The 18,946-nt window shown below is 53.4% G+C and carries 11 protein-coding genes, 2 tRNA genes and 3 rRNA genes; 8 read left to right on the top strand and 8 right to left on the bottom strand.

Going from position 1 to position 18,946, the window contains the following annotated elements:
- Nucleotides 1-513: 513 nt before the first annotated feature.
- Entirely contained in the window at nt 514-2,016 is a 1,503-nt protein-coding gene (gene proP, locus AM410_RS05115; RefSeq protein WP_020882807.1) for a glycine betaine/L-proline transporter ProP, read from the top strand.
- Between the two features lie 33 nt (nt 2,017-2,049).
- On the opposite strand, the gene AM410_RS05110 is transcribed toward proP, so the two are convergent.
- The gene (locus AM410_RS05110; RefSeq protein WP_025206367.1) at nt 2,050-3,003 is read right to left on the bottom strand and encodes a nickel/cobalt transporter; all 954 of its coding nucleotides are present in this window, start codon (nt 3,001-3,003) and stop codon (nt 2,050-2,052) included.
- 493 nt (nt 3,004-3,496) lie between these two features.
- Here AM410_RS05110 and AM410_RS05105 point away from each other — a divergent pair.
- The 4 genes from AM410_RS05105 (at nt 3,497) to rrf (ending at nt 8,474) form a co-directional block, all read left to right on the top strand.
- Nucleotides 3,497-5,036: ribosomal RNA gene (locus AM410_RS05105) — 16S ribosomal RNA — on the top strand.
- 85 nt (nt 5,037-5,121) lie between these two features.
- Nucleotides 5,122-5,197: transfer RNA gene (locus AM410_RS05100), tRNA-Glu, on the top strand.
- 192 nt (nt 5,198-5,389) lie between these two features.
- Nucleotides 5,390-8,295, top strand: a 23S ribosomal RNA gene (locus AM410_RS05095).
- A gap of 63 nt (nt 8,296-8,358) precedes the next feature.
- A 5S ribosomal RNA gene (rrf, locus tag AM410_RS05090) occupies nt 8,359-8,474 on the top strand.
- Together the 16S, 23S and 5S rRNA genes with 1 tRNA gene alongside form the textbook arrangement of a ribosomal RNA operon.
- A gap of 315 nt (nt 8,475-8,789) precedes the next feature.
- Here the strand turns inward: rrf and AM410_RS05085 are convergent.
- The 6 genes from AM410_RS05085 to aspA all read right to left on the bottom strand — a co-directional run bounded on the left by AM410_RS05085 (nt 8,790) and on the right by aspA (nt 14,587).
- A tRNA-Phe gene (locus tag AM410_RS05085) sits at nt 8,790-8,865 on the bottom strand.
- 126 nt (nt 8,866-8,991) lie between these two features.
- Nucleotides 8,992-9,567, bottom strand: a complete 576-nt coding sequence (locus AM410_RS05080; protein WP_020882970.1) for a transcriptional regulator — start codon at nt 9,565-9,567, stop codon at nt 8,992-8,994.
- 49 nt (nt 9,568-9,616) lie between these two features.
- The gene (locus AM410_RS05075) at nt 9,617-11,320 is read right to left on the bottom strand and encodes a protein-disulfide reductase DsbD (protein ID WP_032681891.1); all 1,704 of its coding nucleotides are present in this window, start codon (nt 11,318-11,320) and stop codon (nt 9,617-9,619) included.
- Nucleotides 11,296-11,619, bottom strand: a complete 324-nt coding sequence (gene cutA / locus AM410_RS05070; RefSeq protein ID WP_014168278.1) for a divalent cation tolerance protein CutA — start codon at nt 11,617-11,619, stop codon at nt 11,296-11,298. Before cutA ends, AM410_RS05075 begins: the two co-directional genes overlap by 25 nt.
- A gap of 113 nt (nt 11,620-11,732) precedes the next feature.
- A complete protein-coding gene (locus AM410_RS05065) occupies nt 11,733-13,034 on the bottom strand; it encodes an anaerobic C4-dicarboxylate transporter (protein WP_006178930.1) in 1,302 nt (433 codons plus the stop codon).
- A 116-nt stretch (nt 13,035-13,150) separates the two neighbouring features.
- Entirely contained in the window at nt 13,151-14,587 is a 1,437-nt protein-coding gene (gene aspA / locus AM410_RS05060; RefSeq protein ID WP_020882968.1) for an aspartate ammonia-lyase, read from the bottom strand.
- Between the two features lie 335 nt (nt 14,588-14,922).
- Here aspA and AM410_RS05055 point away from each other — a divergent pair, with 335 nt between their 5' ends.
- Nucleotides 14,923-15,387: an FxsA family protein gene (locus tag AM410_RS05055; RefSeq protein ID WP_032681890.1), complete on the top strand. Its 465-nt coding sequence runs from the start codon at nt 14,923-14,925 to the stop codon at nt 15,385-15,387.
- A gap of 42 nt (nt 15,388-15,429) precedes the next feature.
- Here the strand turns inward: AM410_RS05055 and yjeH are convergent, their stop codons facing one another.
- Complete coding sequence (gene yjeH, locus AM410_RS05050) at nt 15,430-16,668, bottom strand: L-methionine/branched-chain amino acid transporter (RefSeq protein ID WP_083599676.1); 1,239 nt, start codon at nt 16,666-16,668, stop codon at nt 15,430-15,432.
- A 178-nt stretch (nt 16,669-16,846) separates the two neighbouring features.
- On the opposite strand from yjeH, the gene AM410_RS05045 reads away from it, so the two are divergent.
- Nucleotides 16,847-17,140: a co-chaperone GroES gene (locus AM410_RS05045; RefSeq protein WP_003855929.1), complete on the top strand. Its 294-nt coding sequence runs from the start codon at nt 16,847-16,849 to the stop codon at nt 17,138-17,140.
- 32 nt (nt 17,141-17,172) lie between these two features.
- A complete protein-coding gene (gene groL / locus AM410_RS05040; protein ID WP_014168284.1) occupies nt 17,173-18,816 on the top strand; it encodes a chaperonin GroEL in 1,644 nt (547 codons plus the stop codon).
- Nucleotides 18,817-18,946 lie beyond the last annotated feature (130 nt).

Here is an 18,946-nt window from a genome sequence, read left to right as displayed (position 1 = left end):
AACGCGGTGCCACAGCACCGGGAACGTGGTATTCGGAATTATCATGCGATCATTGGAATGATGATTCAATTAAAATAAAACAGTGTTTTAGTTATCTGCATCACATATTGACGTAAACGTTTTAAACGCGCGGCGGAGGGTTAGAATTTATGTAAATCTGATGTGAAGTAATGGGGTTTCATTTTCCGTTGTCCGGGAAATAATGACGTGTGTGAGGATGTGTTTTTATGGCGATTGAGAACGTGCAGATTTGCGCTAATTGACAAAAACTGCAGCCAGCTGACGTAACATAAATATATGTGTGAAGTTGATCACAAATATAAACGCTGGTAGGGTAAAAAGGTCATTAACTGCCCAGGCAGGCGTCAACAGGTTCGGTTGTATCGACGTAAAACGTCAATGTAAGTAAACCTGCTACGCTTGAATAAGGCGATTCGCATGGAGCGGATCCCATGGTTCACAGATCGCATACGGGACTGTGAAACGGACAGGGCCGAGTCTACGAGGATAGCTATGCTCAGAAGGAAAAAAATCAAACCCATCACGCTTCGCGACGTCACCATTATTGATGACGCCAAACTGCGCAAAGCGATCACCGCCGCCTCGCTGGGTAATGCGATGGAATGGTTCGATTTTGGTGTTTACGGCTTTGTGGCCTATGCGTTAGGTAAAGTGTTCTTCCCCGGCGCCGACCCCAGTCTGCAGATGATTGCCGCGCTGGGTACGTTCTCCGTCCCCTTCCTGATTCGCCCGCTGGGTGGTCTGTTCTTCGGTATGCTTGGCGATAAATATGGTCGCCAGAAGATCCTTGCTATCACCATTGTCATTATGTCGATCAGTACGTTCTGTATCGGCCTGATACCGTCCTATGCCAGCATCGGCATCTGGGCTCCGATTCTGCTGCTGCTTTGTAAGATGGCCCAGGGCTTCTCCGTAGGCGGTGAGTATACGGGTGCCTCTATCTTTGTCGCAGAGTATTCCCCGGACCGTAAGCGCGGCTTTATGGGAAGCTGGCTGGACTTCGGCTCGATTGCCGGGTTTGTCCTGGGTGCGGGCGTGGTGGTGCTGATTTCTACCGTCGTCGGTGAAGAGAACTTCCTCTCCTGGGGCTGGCGTATTCCGTTCTTCCTGGCGCTGCCGTTAGGGATTATCGGTCTTTACCTGCGTCATGCTCTTGAAGAAACGCCGGCGTTTCAGCAGCACGTTGAGAAGCTGGAGCAGGGCGACCGCGAAGGACTGCAGGATGGCCCGAAAGTCTCCTTTAAAGAGATTGCGACGAAGCACTGGCGCAGCCTGCTGACCTGTATTGGTCTGGTCATCTCCACGAACGTGACCTACTACATGCTGTTGACCTACATGCCGAGCTATCTGTCGCATAACCTGCACTATTCAGAAGACCACGGTGTGCTGATTATTATCGCCATCATGGTGGGTATGCTGTTTGTGCAGCCGATTATGGGGCTGTTGAGTGACCGCTTTGGCCGTCGACCGTTCATTATTCTGGGGAGTGTCGCGCTTTTTGCCCTGGCAATCCCGGCCTTTATTCTGATTAACAGTAATGTGCTGGGTCTGATTTTTGCCGGTCTGCTGATGCTGGCGGTGATCCTTAACTGCTTTATCGGGGTGATGGCCTCGACGCTGCCTGCGATGTTCCCGACACACATTCGGTACAGTGCGCTGGCGGCTGCCTTTAACATCTCGGTGCTGATTGCCGGTCTGACCCCGACGCTTGCCGCCTCGCTGGTGGAAAGTACGCAGAACCTGATGATGCCGGCTTATTACCTGATGGTTATCGCGGTGATTGGTTTGATTACCGGTATTACCATGAAGGAGACGGCGAATCGTCCTCTTAAAGGGGCCACGCCTGCGGCGTCTGATATCCAGGAAGCGAAAGAGATCCTGCGCGAACACTACGATAATGTAGAGCAGAAGATTGAAGACATTGATGCAGAGATTGAAGAGCTGCAGCAAAAACGCTCCCGCCTGGTGGACCAGCATCCACGAATCAACGAGTAATAAAAAAACCCGCCGCTGGCGGGTTTTCTTTTATTAGCAGCCTGCGGCGATGTAATCGCCATTGGCACTGATGGGGAGTACCGTCAGGAACAGCACGGTCGCGAACAGGATCAGGACTATCCCGCCGGCTATTTTAAAGACCGGAACCAGCCAGCTGAGTGAAGCCCCGCCGCCAAACCAGGCCACCGTCCGCTCTCGGGCATAACGTACCGCCAGTGACAGGCCCATAATCGACAACGCCGTTCCCAGCGACATGGTCATGACCGCGGCCATCCCCCAGGTAACAATACCCAGCGCATTTGAAAACATCAGGATCATGATCGCCCCGCTGCACGGACGCGCACCAATCGCCAGTATGACGCCCAACCGGGTTTTCCAGTCGCCTTGCGCCAGATCTGCACCTACACCGTGATGACCACAACCACAGTGTTCATTATGTTGATGAAGGGGCGTGATAGCTGAGATAGCCATCCGGCGAGGTCGCAGGCTTTTCAGCGCCTGGTAAATGACAAATACACCAAATGCACCGATGAGCACCGCGCTGATCTTCTCGACGTACCAGCGGCTGGTACTGATATCCCCCGATGCGAGGTTAAACCCTACCGCCAGAATAAAGACAAAGAGAATGGCGCTGACGCCCTGCATCAGGCTGCCAAGAAAAGGAACGACCCGGGCGGCCCGTTCGCTTTCTTTATTTGTCGTGAGGTAGGTCGTCACAATGAATTTCCCATGCCCCGGCCCGATGGCGTGCAACACGCCATAGAAGAAGGCGCCGGTTAATAGCCATAACCCGCCGCTGTACTGGTGGTTGTTAAGCTGGAGCAGGTACATCACCAGATAACGGTGCAGGGTAATTTGCGTGGCAAGGCACCACTGAAGAAAGGTGTTCCAGTGCGTATGCAGGGTAAACCCGGCTAAGAGGATCGCCAGCAACATGATGCCTGCTGTAGGAAGGCGCCAGTCACGCGTCAGTTGTTGTGTGGTCATGGGGTGGCCTGGTGGGGGAATATTTGTCGCTAGTATAGTTGATCTTGCCTGTTAATCCGTAGGATCGCACAGAGATCCCGCCTCAATTGTGGATAAGTCTGTGCGTAAAAGGGTATAAAGCGGGGTTTTGCTGGGGAATACAGCAGTCAGTCATCTTTTTGCAACTTTTAGGTTGCGGCCTGCAGAGAACTCCCTATAATGCGCCTCCATCGACACGGCGGATGTGAATCACTTCACAGTTAACCCGGTCGGTTGAAGAGAAAAAATCCTGAATTTCAGGGTTGACTCTGAAAGAGGAAAGCGTAATATACGCCACCTCGCGACGGTGAGCTGTAAGCCGCGTCGCAACTGCTCTTTAACAATTTATCAGACAATCTGTGTGGGCACTCAAAGTGACATGGATTCTTAACGTCCTCGGACGAAAAATGAATACCAAGTCTCTGAGTGAACATACGTAATTCATTACGAAGTTTAATTCACGAGCATCAAACTTAAATTGAAGAGTTTGATCATGGCTCAGATTGAACGCTGGCGGCAGGCCTAACACATGCAAGTCGAACGGTAGCACAGAGAGCTTGCTCTCGGGTGACGAGTGGCGGACGGGTGAGTAATGTCTGGGAAACTGCCTGATGGAGGGGGATAACTACTGGAAACGGTAGCTAATACCGCATAACGTCGCAAGACCAAAGAGGGGGACCTTCGGGCCTCTTGCCATCAGATGTGCCCAGATGGGATTAGCTAGTAGGTGGGGTAACGGCTCACCTAGGCGACGATCCCTAGCTGGTCTGAGAGGATGACCAGCCACACTGGAACTGAGACACGGTCCAGACTCCTACGGGAGGCAGCAGTGGGGAATATTGCACAATGGGCGCAAGCCTGATGCAGCCATGCCGCGTGTATGAAGAAGGCCTTCGGGTTGTAAAGTACTTTCAGCGGGGAGGAAGGTGTTGTGGTTAATAACCGCAGCAATTGACGTTACCCGCAGAAGAAGCACCGGCTAACTCCGTGCCAGCAGCCGCGGTAATACGGAGGGTGCAAGCGTTAATCGGAATTACTGGGCGTAAAGCGCACGCAGGCGGTCTGTCAAGTCGGATGTGAAATCCCCGGGCTCAACCTGGGAACTGCATTCGAAACTGGCAGGCTAGAGTCTTGTAGAGGGGGGTAGAATTCCAGGTGTAGCGGTGAAATGCGTAGAGATCTGGAGGAATACCGGTGGCGAAGGCGGCCCCCTGGACAAAGACTGACGCTCAGGTGCGAAAGCGTGGGGAGCAAACAGGATTAGATACCCTGGTAGTCCACGCCGTAAACGATGTCGACTTGGAGGTTGTGCCCTTGAGGCGTGGCTTCCGGAGCTAACGCGTTAAGTCGACCGCCTGGGGAGTACGGCCGCAAGGTTAAAACTCAAATGAATTGACGGGGGCCCGCACAAGCGGTGGAGCATGTGGTTTAATTCGATGCAACGCGAAGAACCTTACCTACTCTTGACATCCAGAGAACTTAGCAGAGATGCTTTGGTGCCTTCGGGAACTCTGAGACAGGTGCTGCATGGCTGTCGTCAGCTCGTGTTGTGAAATGTTGGGTTAAGTCCCGCAACGAGCGCAACCCTTATCCTTTGTTGCCAGCGGTCCGGCCGGGAACTCAAAGGAGACTGCCAGTGATAAACTGGAGGAAGGTGGGGATGACGTCAAGTCATCATGGCCCTTACGAGTAGGGCTACACACGTGCTACAATGGCGCATACAAAGAGAAGCGAACTCGCGAGAGCAAGCGGACCTCATAAAGTGCGTCGTAGTCCGGATTGGAGTCTGCAACTCGACTCCATGAAGTCGGAATCGCTAGTAATCGTAGATCAGAATGCTACGGTGAATACGTTCCCGGGCCTTGTACACACCGCCCGTCACACCATGGGAGTGGGTTGCAAAAGAAGTAGGTAGCTTAACCTTCGGGAGGGCGCTTACCACTTTGTGATTCATGACTGGGGTGAAGTCGTAACAAGGTAACCGTAGGGGAACCTGCGGTTGGATCACCTCCTTACCTTAAAGAACCTGCCTTTGTAGTGTCCACACAGATTGTCTGATGAAAAGTAAATAGCAAGGCGTCTTGCGATTGAGACTTCAGTGTCCCCTTCGTCTAGAGGCCCAGGACACCGCCCTTTCACGGCGGTAACAGGGGTTCGAATCCCCTAGGGGACGCCACTTGCTGGTTCGTGAGTGAAAGTCACCTGCCGACATATCTCAAAACTCATCTTAGGGTGACGTTTGAGATATTTGCTCTTTAAAAATCTGGATCAAGCTGAAAATTGAAACGACACACAGTTAATGTGTGTTCGAGTCTCTCAAATTTTCGCAAACCGGTGATGAATCGAAAGAAACATCTTCGGGTTGTGAGGTTAAGCGACTAAGCGTACACGGTGGATGCCCTGGCAGTCAGAGGCGATGAAGGACGTGCTAATCTGCGAAAAGCGCCGGCGAGGTGATATGAACCTTTGACCCGGCGATGTCCGAATGGGGAAACCCAGTGTGATCCGTCACACTATCGTTAACTGAATACATAGGTTAACGAGGCGAACCGGGGGAACTGAAACATCTAAGTACCCCGAGGAAAAGAAATCAACCGAGATTCCCCCAGTAGCGGCGAGCGAACGGGGAGCAGCCCAGAGTCTGAATCAGCTTGTGTGTTAGTGGAAGCGTCTGGAAAGTCGCACGGTACAGGGTGACAGTCCCGTACACGAAAGCACACAGGCTGTGAACTCGAAGAGTAGGGCGGGACACGTGGTATCCTGTCTGAATATGGGGGGACCATCCTCCAAGGCTAAATACTCCTGACTGACCGATAGTGAACCAGTACCGTGAGGGAAAGGCGAAAAGAACCCCGGCGAGGGGAGTGAAAAAGAACCTGAAACCGTGTACGTACAAGCAGTGGGAGCCTCTTTATGGGGTGACTGCGTACCTTTTGTATAATGGGTCAGCGACTTATATTCTGTAGCAAGGTTAACCGTATAGGGGAGCCGAAGGGAAACCGAGTCTTAACTGGGCGTTAAGTTGCAGGGTATAGACCCGAAACCCGGTGATCTAGCCATGGGCAGGTTGAAGGTTGGGTAACACTAACTGGAGGACCGAACCGACTAATGTTGAAAAATTAGCGGATGACTTGTGGCTGGGGGTGAAAGGCCAATCAAACCGGGAGATAGCTGGTTCTCCCCGAAAGCTATTTAGGTAGCGCCTCGTGAACTCATCTTCGGGGGTAGAGCACTGTTTCGGCTAGGGGGCCATCCCGGCTTACCAACCCGATGCAAACTACGAATACCGAAGAATGTTATCACGGGAGACACACGGCGGGTGCTAACGTCCGTCGTGAAGAGGGAAACAACCCAGACCGCCAGCTAAGGTCCCAAAGTCATGGTTAAGTGGGAAACGATGTGGGAAGGCACAGACAGCCAGGATGTTGGCTTAGAAGCAGCCATCATTTAAAGAAAGCGTAATAGCTCACTGGTCGAGTCGGCCTGCGCGGAAGATGTAACGGGGCTAAACCATGCACCGAAGCTGCGGCAGCGACGCTTATGCGTTGTTGGGTAGGGGAGCGTTCTGTAAGCCGTTGAAGGTGTCCTGTGAGGGGTGCTGGAGGTATCAGAAGTGCGAATGCTGACATAAGTAACGATAAAGCGGGTGAAAAGCCCGCTCGCCGGAAGACCAAGGGTTCCTGTCCAACGTTAATCGGGGCAGGGTGAGTCGACCCCTAAGGCGAGGCCGAAAGGCGTAGTCGATGGGAAACAGGTTAATATTCCTGTACTTGGTGTTACTGCGAAGGGGGGACGGAGAAGGCTATGTTAGCCGGGCGACGGTTGTCCCGGTTTAAGCATGTAGGCGGAGGTTCCAGGTAAATCCGGTACCTTATTAACGCTGAGGTGTGATGACGAGGCACTACGGTGCTGAAGTAACAAATGCCCTGCTTCCAGGAAAAGCCTCTAAGCATCAGGTAACATCAAATCGTACCCCAAACCGACACAGGTGGTCAGGTAGAGAATACCAAGGCGCTTGAGAGAACTCGGGTGAAGGAACTAGGCAAAATGGTGCCGTAACTTCGGGAGAAGGCACGCTGATATGTAGGTGAAGCCCCTGCGGGTGGAGCTGAAATCAGTCGAAGATACCAGCTGGCTGCAACTGTTTATTAAAAACACAGCACTGTGCAAACACGAAAGTGGACGTATACGGTGTGACGCCTGCCCGGTGCCGGAAGGTTAATTGATGGGGTTAGCGGCAACGCGAAGCTCTTGATCGAAGCCCCGGTAAACGGCGGCCGTAACTATAACGGTCCTAAGGTAGCGAAATTCCTTGTCGGGTAAGTTCCGACCTGCACGAATGGCGTAATGATGGCCAGGCTGTCTCCACCCGAGACTCAGTGAAATTGAACTCGCTGTGAAGATGCAGTGTACCCGCGGCAAGACGGAAAGACCCCGTGAACCTTTACTATAGCTTGACACTGAACACTGGTCCTTGATGTGTAGGATAGGTGGGAGGCTTTGAAGCGTGGACGCCAGTCTGCGTGGAGCCAACCTTGAAATACCACCCTTTAATGGCTGGTGTTCTAACGTAGACCCGTAATCCGGGTTGCGGACAGTGTCTGGTGGGTAGTTTGACTGGGGCGGTCTCCTCCCAAAGAGTAACGGAGGAGCACGAAGGTTAGCTAATCCTGGTCGGACATCAGGAGGTTAGTGCAATGGCATAAGCTAGCTTGACTGCGAGAGTGACGGCTCGAGCAGGTGCGAAAGCAGGTCATAGTGATCCGGTGGTTCTGAATGGAAGGGCCATCGCTCAACGGATAAAAGGTACTCCGGGGATAACAGGCTGATACCGCCCAAGAGTTCATATCGACGGCGGTGTTTGGCACCTCGATGTCGGCTCATCACATCCTGGGGCTGAAGTAGGTCCCAAGGGTATGGCTGTTCGCCATTTAAAGTGGTACGCGAGCTGGGTTTAGAACGTCGTGAGACAGTTCGGTCCCTATCTGCCGTGGGCGCTGGAGAATTGAGGGGGGCTGCTCCTAGTACGAGAGGACCGGAGTGGACGCATCACTGGTGTTCGGGTTGTCATGCCAATGGCACTGCCCGGTAGCTAAATGCGGAAGAGATAAGTGCTGAAAGCATCTAAGCACGAAACTTGCCCCGAGATGAGTTCTCCCTGAGACTTTAAGTCTCCTGAAGGAACGTTGAAGACTACGACGTTGATAGGTCGGGTGTGTAAGCGCAGCGATGCGTTGAGCTAACCGATACTAATGAACCGTGAGGCTTAACCTTACAACGCCGAAGATGTTTTGGCGATGAGAGACGATTTTCAGCTGATACAGATAACAGAATTTGCCTGGCGGCTTTAGCGCGGTGGTCCCACCTGACCCCATGCCGAACTCAGAAGTGAAACGCCGTAGCGCCGATGGTAGTGTGGGGTCTCCCCATGTGAGAGTAGGGAACTGCCAGGCATCAATTAAAAGAACCCCGTACCGTATGGTGCGGGGTTTTTTGCTTTGGGGCGCGAAATACACATCTGAATTCCCCAAAGAGTGCCGCCAGACAAGGCGAAGCCACGATACGGTAACCCCAACCCCCATCATCTCCCTTCAGGATCCCCCAAACACTTCAGATCAGTACGGAATTTAGCGTGCACAGGACCACTTTAAGCGCCATGAAATACTGCAGGAACAGGTTTACGAGGATGTGACCAGAGAGTGGTTACAGGAGAGTTTATCAGACGCAGGAAAGCAAAAACCCAGCCATAGGCTGGGTTCTTTAAATAGTGGTGCCCGGACTCGGAATCGAACCAAGGACACGGGGATTTTCAATCCCCTGCTCTACCGACTGAGCTATCCGGGCAACGGAGCGCATTAAACCGCAATCGCGCCTGATCGTCAACACTATTTCGGGAAAAGCCGTTCAACTGCTTAACTTTGCGGCAATCTGACGGTTTACGCGCCGAACAGGTCAAATTCTTCAGACAGATTACGTCAGCGCGCCACCCATACGACACTGTGCAAAACGCAGGATATCTTCGGCCAGACGGTGTGCTGTATCCACATCGGCCTGGCTACGGTTTACCAGCATACGGCTCAGGCAACCTTCCAGTACCAGCTCCATCTGCTTAGCGACCATCGCCGGGTCATCCACTTCGAGCGTGGTCAGCAGTTCGTGCGTGAAATCATGCGCCGCCCGCTTTTGCTGATCCGCCAGTTGATGGATAGGATGGCCGGGGTCAGGGTAGAAGGTGCAGGCGGCAATAAACAGGCAACCCGGATAACGGTTGTTGCTTACGCATTCGCTCAGGGCGGTATAACGCGCCAGCAGCTTTTGCTCCGCAGTCAGTTCTTCATTTAACATTAGCTGCCTGCGCCAGACATCAACCTGCTGGCTGAGATAACGCAGGGCATCGTAAAGCAGCGCCTCTTTATCCGGCCAGAAGCGCATGAGTTCATCCAGAGGATAATCAATACGGTCGGCTACCATCTCAAGCGTGGTGCTGGCGATCCCTTGAATCTCAAGTAATTGCAGGGCTTGTCCCAGTACGTCTTCGCGTTGCACGGTTATCTCCTCCGTTATTCCCAACGGTTTGTCCCGTTTCAAGTGTTGTTTACGGTTGGCGATTGCGCAAATGCGCGCTGAATGCCGTCGCGTCCATAAACCCGGTTACACGCTGTGCAGGCTGCTCCTGGCCCTGTTCGTTGAAGAACAGAATGGTTGGCAGACCCAGCACGTTAAGTTGCTTCAGCAGTGCCTTATCCGCTGTACTGTTGGCGGTGACGTTTGCCTGGAGCAGAACCGTCTCTTTCAGTGCACTTTGCACCTGCGGATCGCTAAACGTGTACTTTTCGAATTCTTTACAGGCGACACACCAGTCAGCATACAGATCCAGCATGACCGGTTTGCCTTTCGCCTGCGCCAGTGCGCTGTTGAGTTCATCCACGTTCTTTATCTGGATGAAGTTCAAATGCGCCTGCGTTTGTCCCGCGGGTGTGCCAAATGCCCAGTCCTGCAGTGGCCGTACGCTCACCAGCGCGGCGGCGAGCAGGAGGATTTGCACCAGACGCATCCACGGCTTTTTCGCTGCCAGGCTTGTGATAAACGCCCAACAGAAGAAGGCAACACCGAGCATTGCCCACAGGCGCATCCCCCAGGCGTCGCCGATAATACGCTCGAGCAAGAACACCGGCAGCGCCAGAATGACAAAACCAAACGCGGTTTTCACCGTCTCCATCCATGGGCCGCTCTTGGGCAGCAGACGGTTGCCGAATACCGTTACCAGAATCAATGGCAGACCCATTCCCAGCGCGTAGAGATACAACGTACCACCGCCGAGCCACATGTTACCGCTCTGGGCAATATATAGCAGGATCGCGCTCAGTGGCGCGGTAGTGCACGGTGAGCAAATCAACCCGGCGATGGCACCCATCACGAACACGCCGCCCGGGGAGCCCCCCTGCTGACGGTTACTCATCAGCGTTAAGCGAGTCTGCAACGCGGACGGCAGCTGTAAGCTGAACAAACCAAACATCGACAGCGCCAGCAGAATAAATACGATCGACAGGCCAGCCAGCACATAAGGGTGCTGAAGTGCAGCCTGGAACTGCAGTCCGGCAGCAGCAACCACGAGGCCCAGTGCGGTGTAGGTTAACGCCATACCCTGCACGTAGATAAAGGCCAGCAGCAGGGCGCGTGCGGTTGAAAGACGTTGCTTGCCGCCAAGGACAATTCCGGAGATAAGCGGATACATGGGCAGCACGCACGGCGTGAAGGCGATGCCGATACCAATCAGTAAAGCCCACAAGGCGGAGAAGGGCAGTGCTGTGTGACCGTCGTCCTTCATTCCGGCGCTCTCATCTGCGGGAGGCGCAGGCATACTGTCGGCCGCTTTAACTTCGCTCAGCGGAATGACTTTGGTTTCCGGCGGATAGCAGAAGCCCGCGTCGGCACAGCCCTGATACGTGACGGTCACTGTGGCGCCTTTATCGGCCTGATTGAGCGTCACGGGCACGCTTAACCGCTGGCGATAGATTTCACTTTTGCCGAAAAACTCGTCTTCATGCCACTCGCCCGCAGGCATCTGAAGTGGGCCTACCTTTGCCTGAGCAGGCGTGATGCTGACCTGCTTGCGATAGAGGTAATACCCCTCTTTTATCTGCCAGGTAAGATTCAGGTCATGCTGGTCTTGTTGAAAATCGAAAACAAATGCCTGGTCGGCAGAAATAACGTTCGAACGGCCGGGAGCGTCAAATAACCCGGCAAAAACTGATGTGCTGCACAGCAGCAGGATCAGCGTAAGGAAGCGTTGAGCCATGAGAGATAATCGTTGTCGCCGTGGACCACTGGCAATACCAGCAGTTCGGGGGTTTGATAAGGATGATGAGATTTGAGGCAGTCCAGGAGTGCCTGCTGGTTCGCCAGATTGGTTTTGAGCAACATCTGGACTTCGTACTCCTGCTCCAGTTTACCTTCCCAGTAGTAAAGGGAGGTGGCGCCAGGAAGGAGCGTCACGCAGGCTGCCAGTTTTTCGGCCAGCACTTTGGCGGCGAGATCCTGGGCAGAGGCTTCATCAGGGGCGGTACAAAGGACAACAACAGCATCAGGCGTGTTCACAAGTCGACCTCCTCATCACGAAAGTCTTCACTATATCACGCAAGGCTATTGGTCATTAATGAAACGGGCCGCAGAGCGGCCCGTTTTTAACTATTTTTACAACCCATCATTGTTTACAGCACGATGCCGCCAATGATAAAGCCGAGGATCACGCACAGCGAGATAGCCACCACGCCCGGGATCAGGAACGCATGGTTAAACACGTACTTACCGATGCGAGTCGAGCCAGTGTCATCCATCTCAACCGCCGCCAGCAGGGTTGGGTAGGTGGGTAAAACGAACAGTGCAGAAACGGCAGCAAACGAGGCAATAGCCGTCAGCGGGGTAACACCCAGCATCAGCGCCGCAGGCATCAGGGCTTTGGTGGTGGCCGCCTGAGAGTAAAGCAGGGTTGCGGCAAAGAACAGCACCACAGCCAGGAGCCACGGATAGTTGTGCAGCAGGTCGCCCGCAACGGTCTGGATATCGCTGATGTGAGCTTTCACGAAGGTATCACCAAGCCAGGCCACACCCAGTACACACACGCAGGCGCTCATACCGGATTTAAAGGTGCTGGCGTTGAGCACTTCGCTGGTGTCGATTTTACAGGTGATGCTGATCAGCGTAGCGATAGTCAGCATGAATACCACAATCGCTTCGTTACGCGGCAGGACCGGGTTTTGGATCAGACCCACGGTGTCACTGATGGCGGTTGCGTAGAACATGACCGCAACGATACCGATCAGGAACAGCAAGACAGAGCGTTTTGCATGCGGCTTCAGTTCGAAGACCTGGCTACCACGCAGTTTCACTTCACCTTTTGCCAGACGCTCCTGATAAACCGGATCGTCTTTCAGTTCGGCGCCGAGGAAGTTACACAGCACGGCGGTGATCATCACTGCAATCAGCGTCACCGGAATACAGATGGCCAGCAGCGTCAGGTAACTCACGCCCATAGGCTCAAGGATACCGGCGAAGAAGACCACCGCAGCGGAGATAGGTGATGCGGTAATCGCAATCTGGGACGCGACCACGGCAATCGAGAGTGGACGAGACGGACGGATGCCCTGCTCTTTCGCCACTTCGGTAATGACCGGCAGCGTGGAGAAGGCGGTGTGGCCAGTACCGGCGAGAATGGTCATAAACCACGTCACCAGCGGGGCAAGGAAGGTAATGTATTTTGGATGGCGGCGTAACATACGCTCCGCCAGGCTCACCAGGTAGTCCATACCGCCTGCCACCTGCATGGCTGCGATAGCGGCAATAACCGCCATGATGATTTCGATAACGTCAAAAGGGATTGCGCCGGGTTTAATCTGAAAGATAAGGGTAAGTACGAGCACCCCGAGACCGCCGGCAAAACCAATGCCGATACCCCCGAGTCTTGCTCCCAAATAAATCGCCAACAGGACGATGACGAGTTCTGCTCCAAACATAAGGACCTGCCTTGCTTATTAACAAGTTGATATTGAATTGTTGTATTTTGGTAACGCCTATAAAGAAAAAAGGCACGTCACAAGTGACGTGCCTTAAGGAAGCCTAGCCTGAACTGCTACTGTTCGCTTTCATCGGTATATCGTTTCGCTTTGTATGCCGGGTGCATCAGGTTCTGGGCCGAGAAGATATCGTCCAGCTCGGCTTCGGTCAACAGTCCACGTTCCAGAACGACTTCACGCACGCTCTTACCTGTTTCGGCGCAAATCTTACCGACGATGTCGCCGTTATGGTGGCCGATGAACGGGTTGAGGTAGGTGACGATGCCGATGGAGTTGTAGACATACCCTTCACAAACTTCTTTGTTCGCGGTGATGCCGTTAACGCATTTCTCCAGCAGGTTGTAGCAGGCGTTGGTCAGAATGTGGATGGATTCAAACATTGCCTGGCCGATGACCGGCTCCATGACGTTCAGCTGCAGCTGGCCGGCTTCAGAGGCCATGGTCACGGTTGTATCGTTACCGATGACTTTAAAGCAGACCTGGTTCACCACTTCTGGCACTACCGGGTTCACTTTCGCCGGCATGATGGACGAACCGGCCTGCAGCTCTGGCAGGTTGATTTCATTCAGACCAGCGCGTGGACCGGAAGAGAGCAGGCGCAGGTCATTACAGATTTTGGAGAGTTTCACCGCCAGACGTTTCAGGGCGCTGTGAACCATAACGTACGCGCCGCAGTCGGAGGTGGCTTCAATCAGATCTTCTGCAGGCACAACCGGCAGGTTAGAGACTTCAGCCAGCTTCTGTACCGCCAGCTGCTGGTAACCGTCCGGCGTATTCAGACGCGTGCCGATGGCGGTTGCGCCCAGGTTCACTTCCAGCAGCAGCTCGGAGGTGCGCAGCAGGTTTTTAGTTTCTTCGTTAAGCAGCACGTTAAACGCGTGGAATTCCTGACCGAGGGTCATCGGAACCGCGTCCTGCAGCTGGGTACGACCCATTTTCAGGATGTCCTGGAACTCAACGGCTTTGCGCTGGAAGCCATCACCCAGCTGATTAATGGCGTCCACCAGTTTCACCACGGAGGCATACACCGCGATACGGAAGCCGGTTGGATAGGCGTCGTTAGTGGACTGACATTTATTAACGTGGTCGTTCGGATTCAGATACTGGTATTCACCTTTCTGATGACCCATCAACTCCAGGCCGATGTTTGCCAGTACTTCATTGGTGTTCATGTTGACGGAGGTACCCGCGCCGCCCTGATAGACATCGACCGGGAACTGATCCATGCATTTGCCGTTGTTCAGCACTTCATCGCAGGCAGCGATAATCGCATTTGCCGCGCTTTTCGGAATGGTTTGCAGCTCTTTATTGGCCAGTGCTGCGGCTTTTTTCACCATCACCATGCCACGTACAAATTCAGGGATGTCGCTGATTTTGTTGTTGCTGATGTAGAAGTTTTCAATCGCTCTCAGAGTGTGAACACCATAGTAGGCATCCGCTGGAACTTCCCTGGTACCCAACAAGTCTTCTTCGATACGAATGTTGTTTAACATGTGAACCTTCTTTTCAAGCTGCCGATGGATTGTACTAAACACACAGTATTTATGTGGTTTTGAATATTTTCTGACCGACGATTATTCCCTCAATCAGCCAGATGTTCGAGATCATATGCTGATGATAGCGAATTGCCGTAATCTGGATCACTTATTATCGACCCGATTCCATGATAATTATTAATCTGTGAAATGAGTCACCGCTTTAAAATTTCCAGAAAAAATATCCGTGCAAACCGATTGAATTTTGGCTAACCGTCACCATTTCTTACAGACGCGTTTCGCGAACACATTCAGACAGGGGCCTGAGGGCGCCTGCCACACAGGAGATGCCAGTGCGCTGGGTACCATTTATTGCTTTCTTTCTCTATGTTTACATCGAGATTTCAATTTTTATCCAGGTCTCCCATGTACTGGGTGTCCTGCTAACGCTGATTCTGGTGATTTTCACTTCGGTGATCGGCATGTCGCTGGTGCGTAATCAGGGTTTCAAAAATTTCCTGATAATGCAGCAGAAGATGGCCGCAGGCGAAAGCCCGGCCGCAGAGATGATCAAAAGCGTCTCGCTGATTATTGCTGGCCTGCTGCTGATCCTGCCGGGGTTCTTCACTGACTTCCTCGGCCTGCTGCTGCTTCTGCCGCCGGTGCAAAAACACCTGACCATGAAGCTACTGCCGCATCTGCGTTTTAGCCGTATGCCGGGCGGTGGCTTCAGTACAGGGCCGGGGGATACTTTCGAAGGGGAGTATCAGCGTAAAGATGAACAGCGCGACCGTTTAGACCATAAAGACGATCGGTAAAAGAGGCCAGGCCCGGTAAGCGAATCGCTACCGGGCTTTGTTTTACAGGGTGCCGCGTTTCGGTAAAAACAGCCACAGCCCCGCCAGCATGCTAATCGCATACAGACTTTTCCACCCCACCATCGCCAGCAACAGCAGGCAAAGCACGCCACCAACCACTGCCAGCGCTTTATAGCGACCTTTCAGCAGACGACAACCCGCCAGCATGCACAGCAGGTAGATCATGATGAAAATCCCGTTGGCGTACACGATCAGGGCATCAAGATTGATATTCAGCGCGTAAATACATAGCGAACTCAAGACGCAGCAGCCCAGCACGGTATTAAGCGCATTCAACGGCAGCTGACGTTTAGACAGGCGCGCAAGGCGGCTCTCTGGTCTACCAAGCGCCTGTGACCATACCAGACGCGCAAAGCTCTGGATGTAGATATTGAGGCTGGCAAAACAGGCCAGATAGCCAATAACACAGGCGACCCACAGCACTTTCAGACCAAACAGTTGCACCACAATGCCCGGCAGCGAGGCAGCGGCCGCTTTATCCGCGGCGAACGCGTTGAAATGCAGTACCAGCACGGTACAGGCCCAGTAAACGGTACCTGCTAACAGCAGGCCAATCATCAGGGCGCGCGGGAAATCCCGTTCCGGTTGTTTAAACTCAGAGGCCAGATGGGCGAACGCCTCCAGCCCGACAAAACACCAGAACATCACCGATAGCGCAGCGAACAGCTGCGAATGGTTGACGTCACTTACCGCGGGGAAGGGGATCTCCTTCAGCGTAATATCCCCTTTCCACCAGATGGCGACAATGAGTGCCACAATCAGTATTGCAACGACGGTTTGCAGGTTGGCACTCGAGCTGGCACCCCGTGAGCCGACCCACCAGACGATGGCCAGCGTACCCAGCTCGGCCAGCAGCAGTTGCTCGTTATGCCAGCCAAACAGCGCCTGGCCAAAACCGGTCGCGATATGCAACGCTGCCGGTAGACCGACCGGAATAACAGAAAGAAACAGCCAGCCGGTGACCCGCTCCAGTCGCGGACCAAACGCCATACCGACAAAGTGCGCTACGCCGCCCGCGCTGGGGAAATGCCGTCCGAGGATGGCAAACACGACCGCGACCGGAAACACCAGCACAATCAGCACTGGCCACGCCCACAGGCTATTATTGCCGGCCACCAGAGCTGCCAGCGCGGGTACCGCAAACACACCCGTACCTAACAAGGAGGTCGACAGCAGACCCACGCCCTGCGCCAGTCCCAACTCCTGTTTTAGTCCACTCATTGACATCGCCCTGCCACGATCAAAAGAGAGGCGATGGTAACACTTTCGCAAATTTTTTTTCGTCTGCCCCTTGAAGGGAGAAAAAGCTATCCCCATCTCTCAGGGCACTAGTCGGAAAACCGCATGCGGACCGGCGTCATCCATAACTGATAATGACTTTCTCAAAGGAGAGCTATCAATGAGTATTCGTCCGTTACATGATCGTGTGATCGTCAAACGTAAAGAAGTTGAAACCAAGTCTGCTGGCGGCATCGTTCTGACTGGTTCTGCAGCAGCAAAATCAACGCGTGGCGAAATCATCGCTGTCGGTAAGGGCCGCATTCTGGAAAACGGAACTGTGCAGCCACTGGACGTTAAAGTTGGTGACATCGTAATTTTCAACGATGGCTACGGCGTGAAATCCGAGAAGATCGACAATGAAGAAGTGTTGATCATGTCCGAAAGCGACATTCTGGCAATTGTTGAAGCGTAATTTTACGCACGAGAATTTGAGGAAATAAGAACATGGCAGCTAAAGACGTAAAATTCGGTAACGACGCTCGTGTAAAAATGCTCCGCGGCGTAAACGTACTGGCAGATGCAGTTAAAGTGACCCTGGGCCCGAAAGGCCGTAACGTAGTGCTGGATAAATCCTTCGGCGCGCCAACCATCACGAAAGACGGTGTTTCTGTAGCACGTGAAATCGAGCTGGAAGACAAGTTCGAAAACATGGGCGCGCAGATGGTGAAAGAAGTTGCCTCTAAAGCGAACGACGCTGCAGGCGACGGTACCACCACCGCAACCGTACTGGCACAGGCTATCATCACCGAAGGTCTGAAAGCCGTTGCTGCGGGTATGAACCCAATGGATCTGAAGCGCGGTATCGACAAAGCGGTTACTGCGGCGGTTGAAGAGCTGAAAGCGCTGTCCGTTCCATGCTCCGACTCTAAAGCGATTGCTCAGGTTGGTACTATCTCCGCTAACTCCGACGAAACCGTAGGTAAACTGATCGCGGAAGCGATGGACAAAGTCGGTAAAGAAGGCGTGATCACCGTTGAAGACGGTACCGGTCTGGAAGACGAACTGGACGTGGTTGAAGGTATGCAGTTCGACCGCGGTTACCTGTCCCCATACTTCATCAACAAGCCAGAAACGGGCGCTGTTGAGCTGGAAAGCCCATTCATCCTGCTGGCTGACAAGAAAATCTCCAACATCCGTGAAATGCTGCCAGTGCTGGAAGCCGTTGCGAAAGCAGGCAAGCCGCTGGTTATCATTGCTGAAGACGTTGAAGGTGAAGCACTGGCGACCCTGGTGGTTAACACCATGCGTGGCATCGTGAAAGTGGCTGCGGTTAAAGCACCTGGCTTCGGCGACCGCCGTAAAGCGATGCTGCAGGATATCGCTACCCTGACTGGCGGTACCGTAATCTCTGAAGAGATCGGTATGGAGCTGGAAAAAGCGACCCTGGAAGACCTGGGCCAGGCTAAACGCGTTGTGATCAACAAAGACACCACCACCATCATCGATGGCGTGGGTGAAGAAGCGGCTATTCAGGGCCGTGTTGCTCAGATCCGTAAGCAGATTGAAGAAGCAACCTCTGATTACGACCGTGAAAAACTGCAGGAGCGCGTAGCGAAACTGGCAGGCGGCGTGGCAGTAATCAAAGTGGGCGCGGCAACTGAAGTTGAAATGAAAGAGAAGAAAGCACGCGTTGACGATGCTCTGCACGCGACCCGTGCAGCAGTAGAAGAAGGCGTGGTAGCTGGTGGTGGTGTCGCGCTGGTGCGTGTTGCCGCTAAACTGGCTGGCCTGACTGCTCAGAACGAAGATCAGAACGTGGGTATCAAAGTTGCGCTGCGCGCAATGGAAGCACCACTGCGTCAGATCGTTTCCAACGCCGGTGAAGAGCCATCCGTGGTTGCGAACATGGTGAAAGCGGGCGAAGGTAACTACGGTTACAACGCTGCAACTGAAGAATACGGCAACATGATCGACTTCGGTATCCTGGATCCAACCAAAGTGACCCGTTCTGCACTGCAGTACGCGGCCTCTGTAGCGGGTCTGATGATCACTACCGAGTGCATGGTGACTGACATGCCTAAAGGCGACGCACCTGACTTAGGTGCTGCGGGTATGGGCGGCATGGGTGGTATGGGCGGCATGATGTAATCGTGCGCTTTACCGCTTAGAATGAGAAAAACCCCCGGGCAGAAATGCTCGGGGGTTTTTCTTTTGGTCATCTTTTTAGTATAAGGTTTACACACGGACAACATCTGCTGTCCAGCTTATTGAAAACGAG

Source organism: Enterobacter cloacae complex sp. FDA-CDC-AR_0164 (assembly GCF_003071645.1).
In the GTDB taxonomy this organism is placed as follows: Bacteria; Pseudomonadota; Gammaproteobacteria; order Enterobacterales; family Enterobacteriaceae; genus Enterobacter; species Enterobacter ludwigii.
Note: the sequence above shows the minus strand (reverse complement) of the source record. Positions and strands in the feature narration are given on the sequence as shown.

Coding starts and splice junctions, on each gene's coding strand:
- proP (WP_020882807.1), top strand. CDS start 514: ATGCTCAGAAGGAAAAAAATCAAACCCATCACGCTTCGCGACGTCACC.
- AM410_RS05110 (WP_025206367.1), bottom strand. CDS start 3,003: ATGACCACACAACAACTGACGCGTGACTGGCGCCTTCCTACAGCAGGC.
- AM410_RS05075 (WP_032681891.1), bottom strand. CDS start 11,320: ATGGCTCAACGCTTCCTTACGCTGATCCTGCTGCTGTGCAGCACATCA.
- AM410_RS05065 (WP_006178930.1), bottom strand. CDS start 13,034: ATGTTTGGAGCAGAACTCGTCATCGTCCTGTTGGCGATTTATTTGGGA.
- aspA (WP_020882968.1), bottom strand. CDS start 14,587: ATGTTAAACAACATTCGTATCGAAGAAGACTTGTTGGGTACCAGGGAA.
- yjeH (WP_083599676.1), bottom strand. CDS start 16,668: ATGAGTGGACTAAAACAGGAGTTGGGACTGGCGCAGGGCGTGGGTCTG.
- AM410_RS05045 (WP_003855929.1), top strand. CDS start 16,847: ATGAGTATTCGTCCGTTACATGATCGTGTGATCGTCAAACGTAAAGAA.
- groL (WP_014168284.1), top strand. CDS start 17,173: ATGGCAGCTAAAGACGTAAAATTCGGTAACGACGCTCGTGTAAAAATG.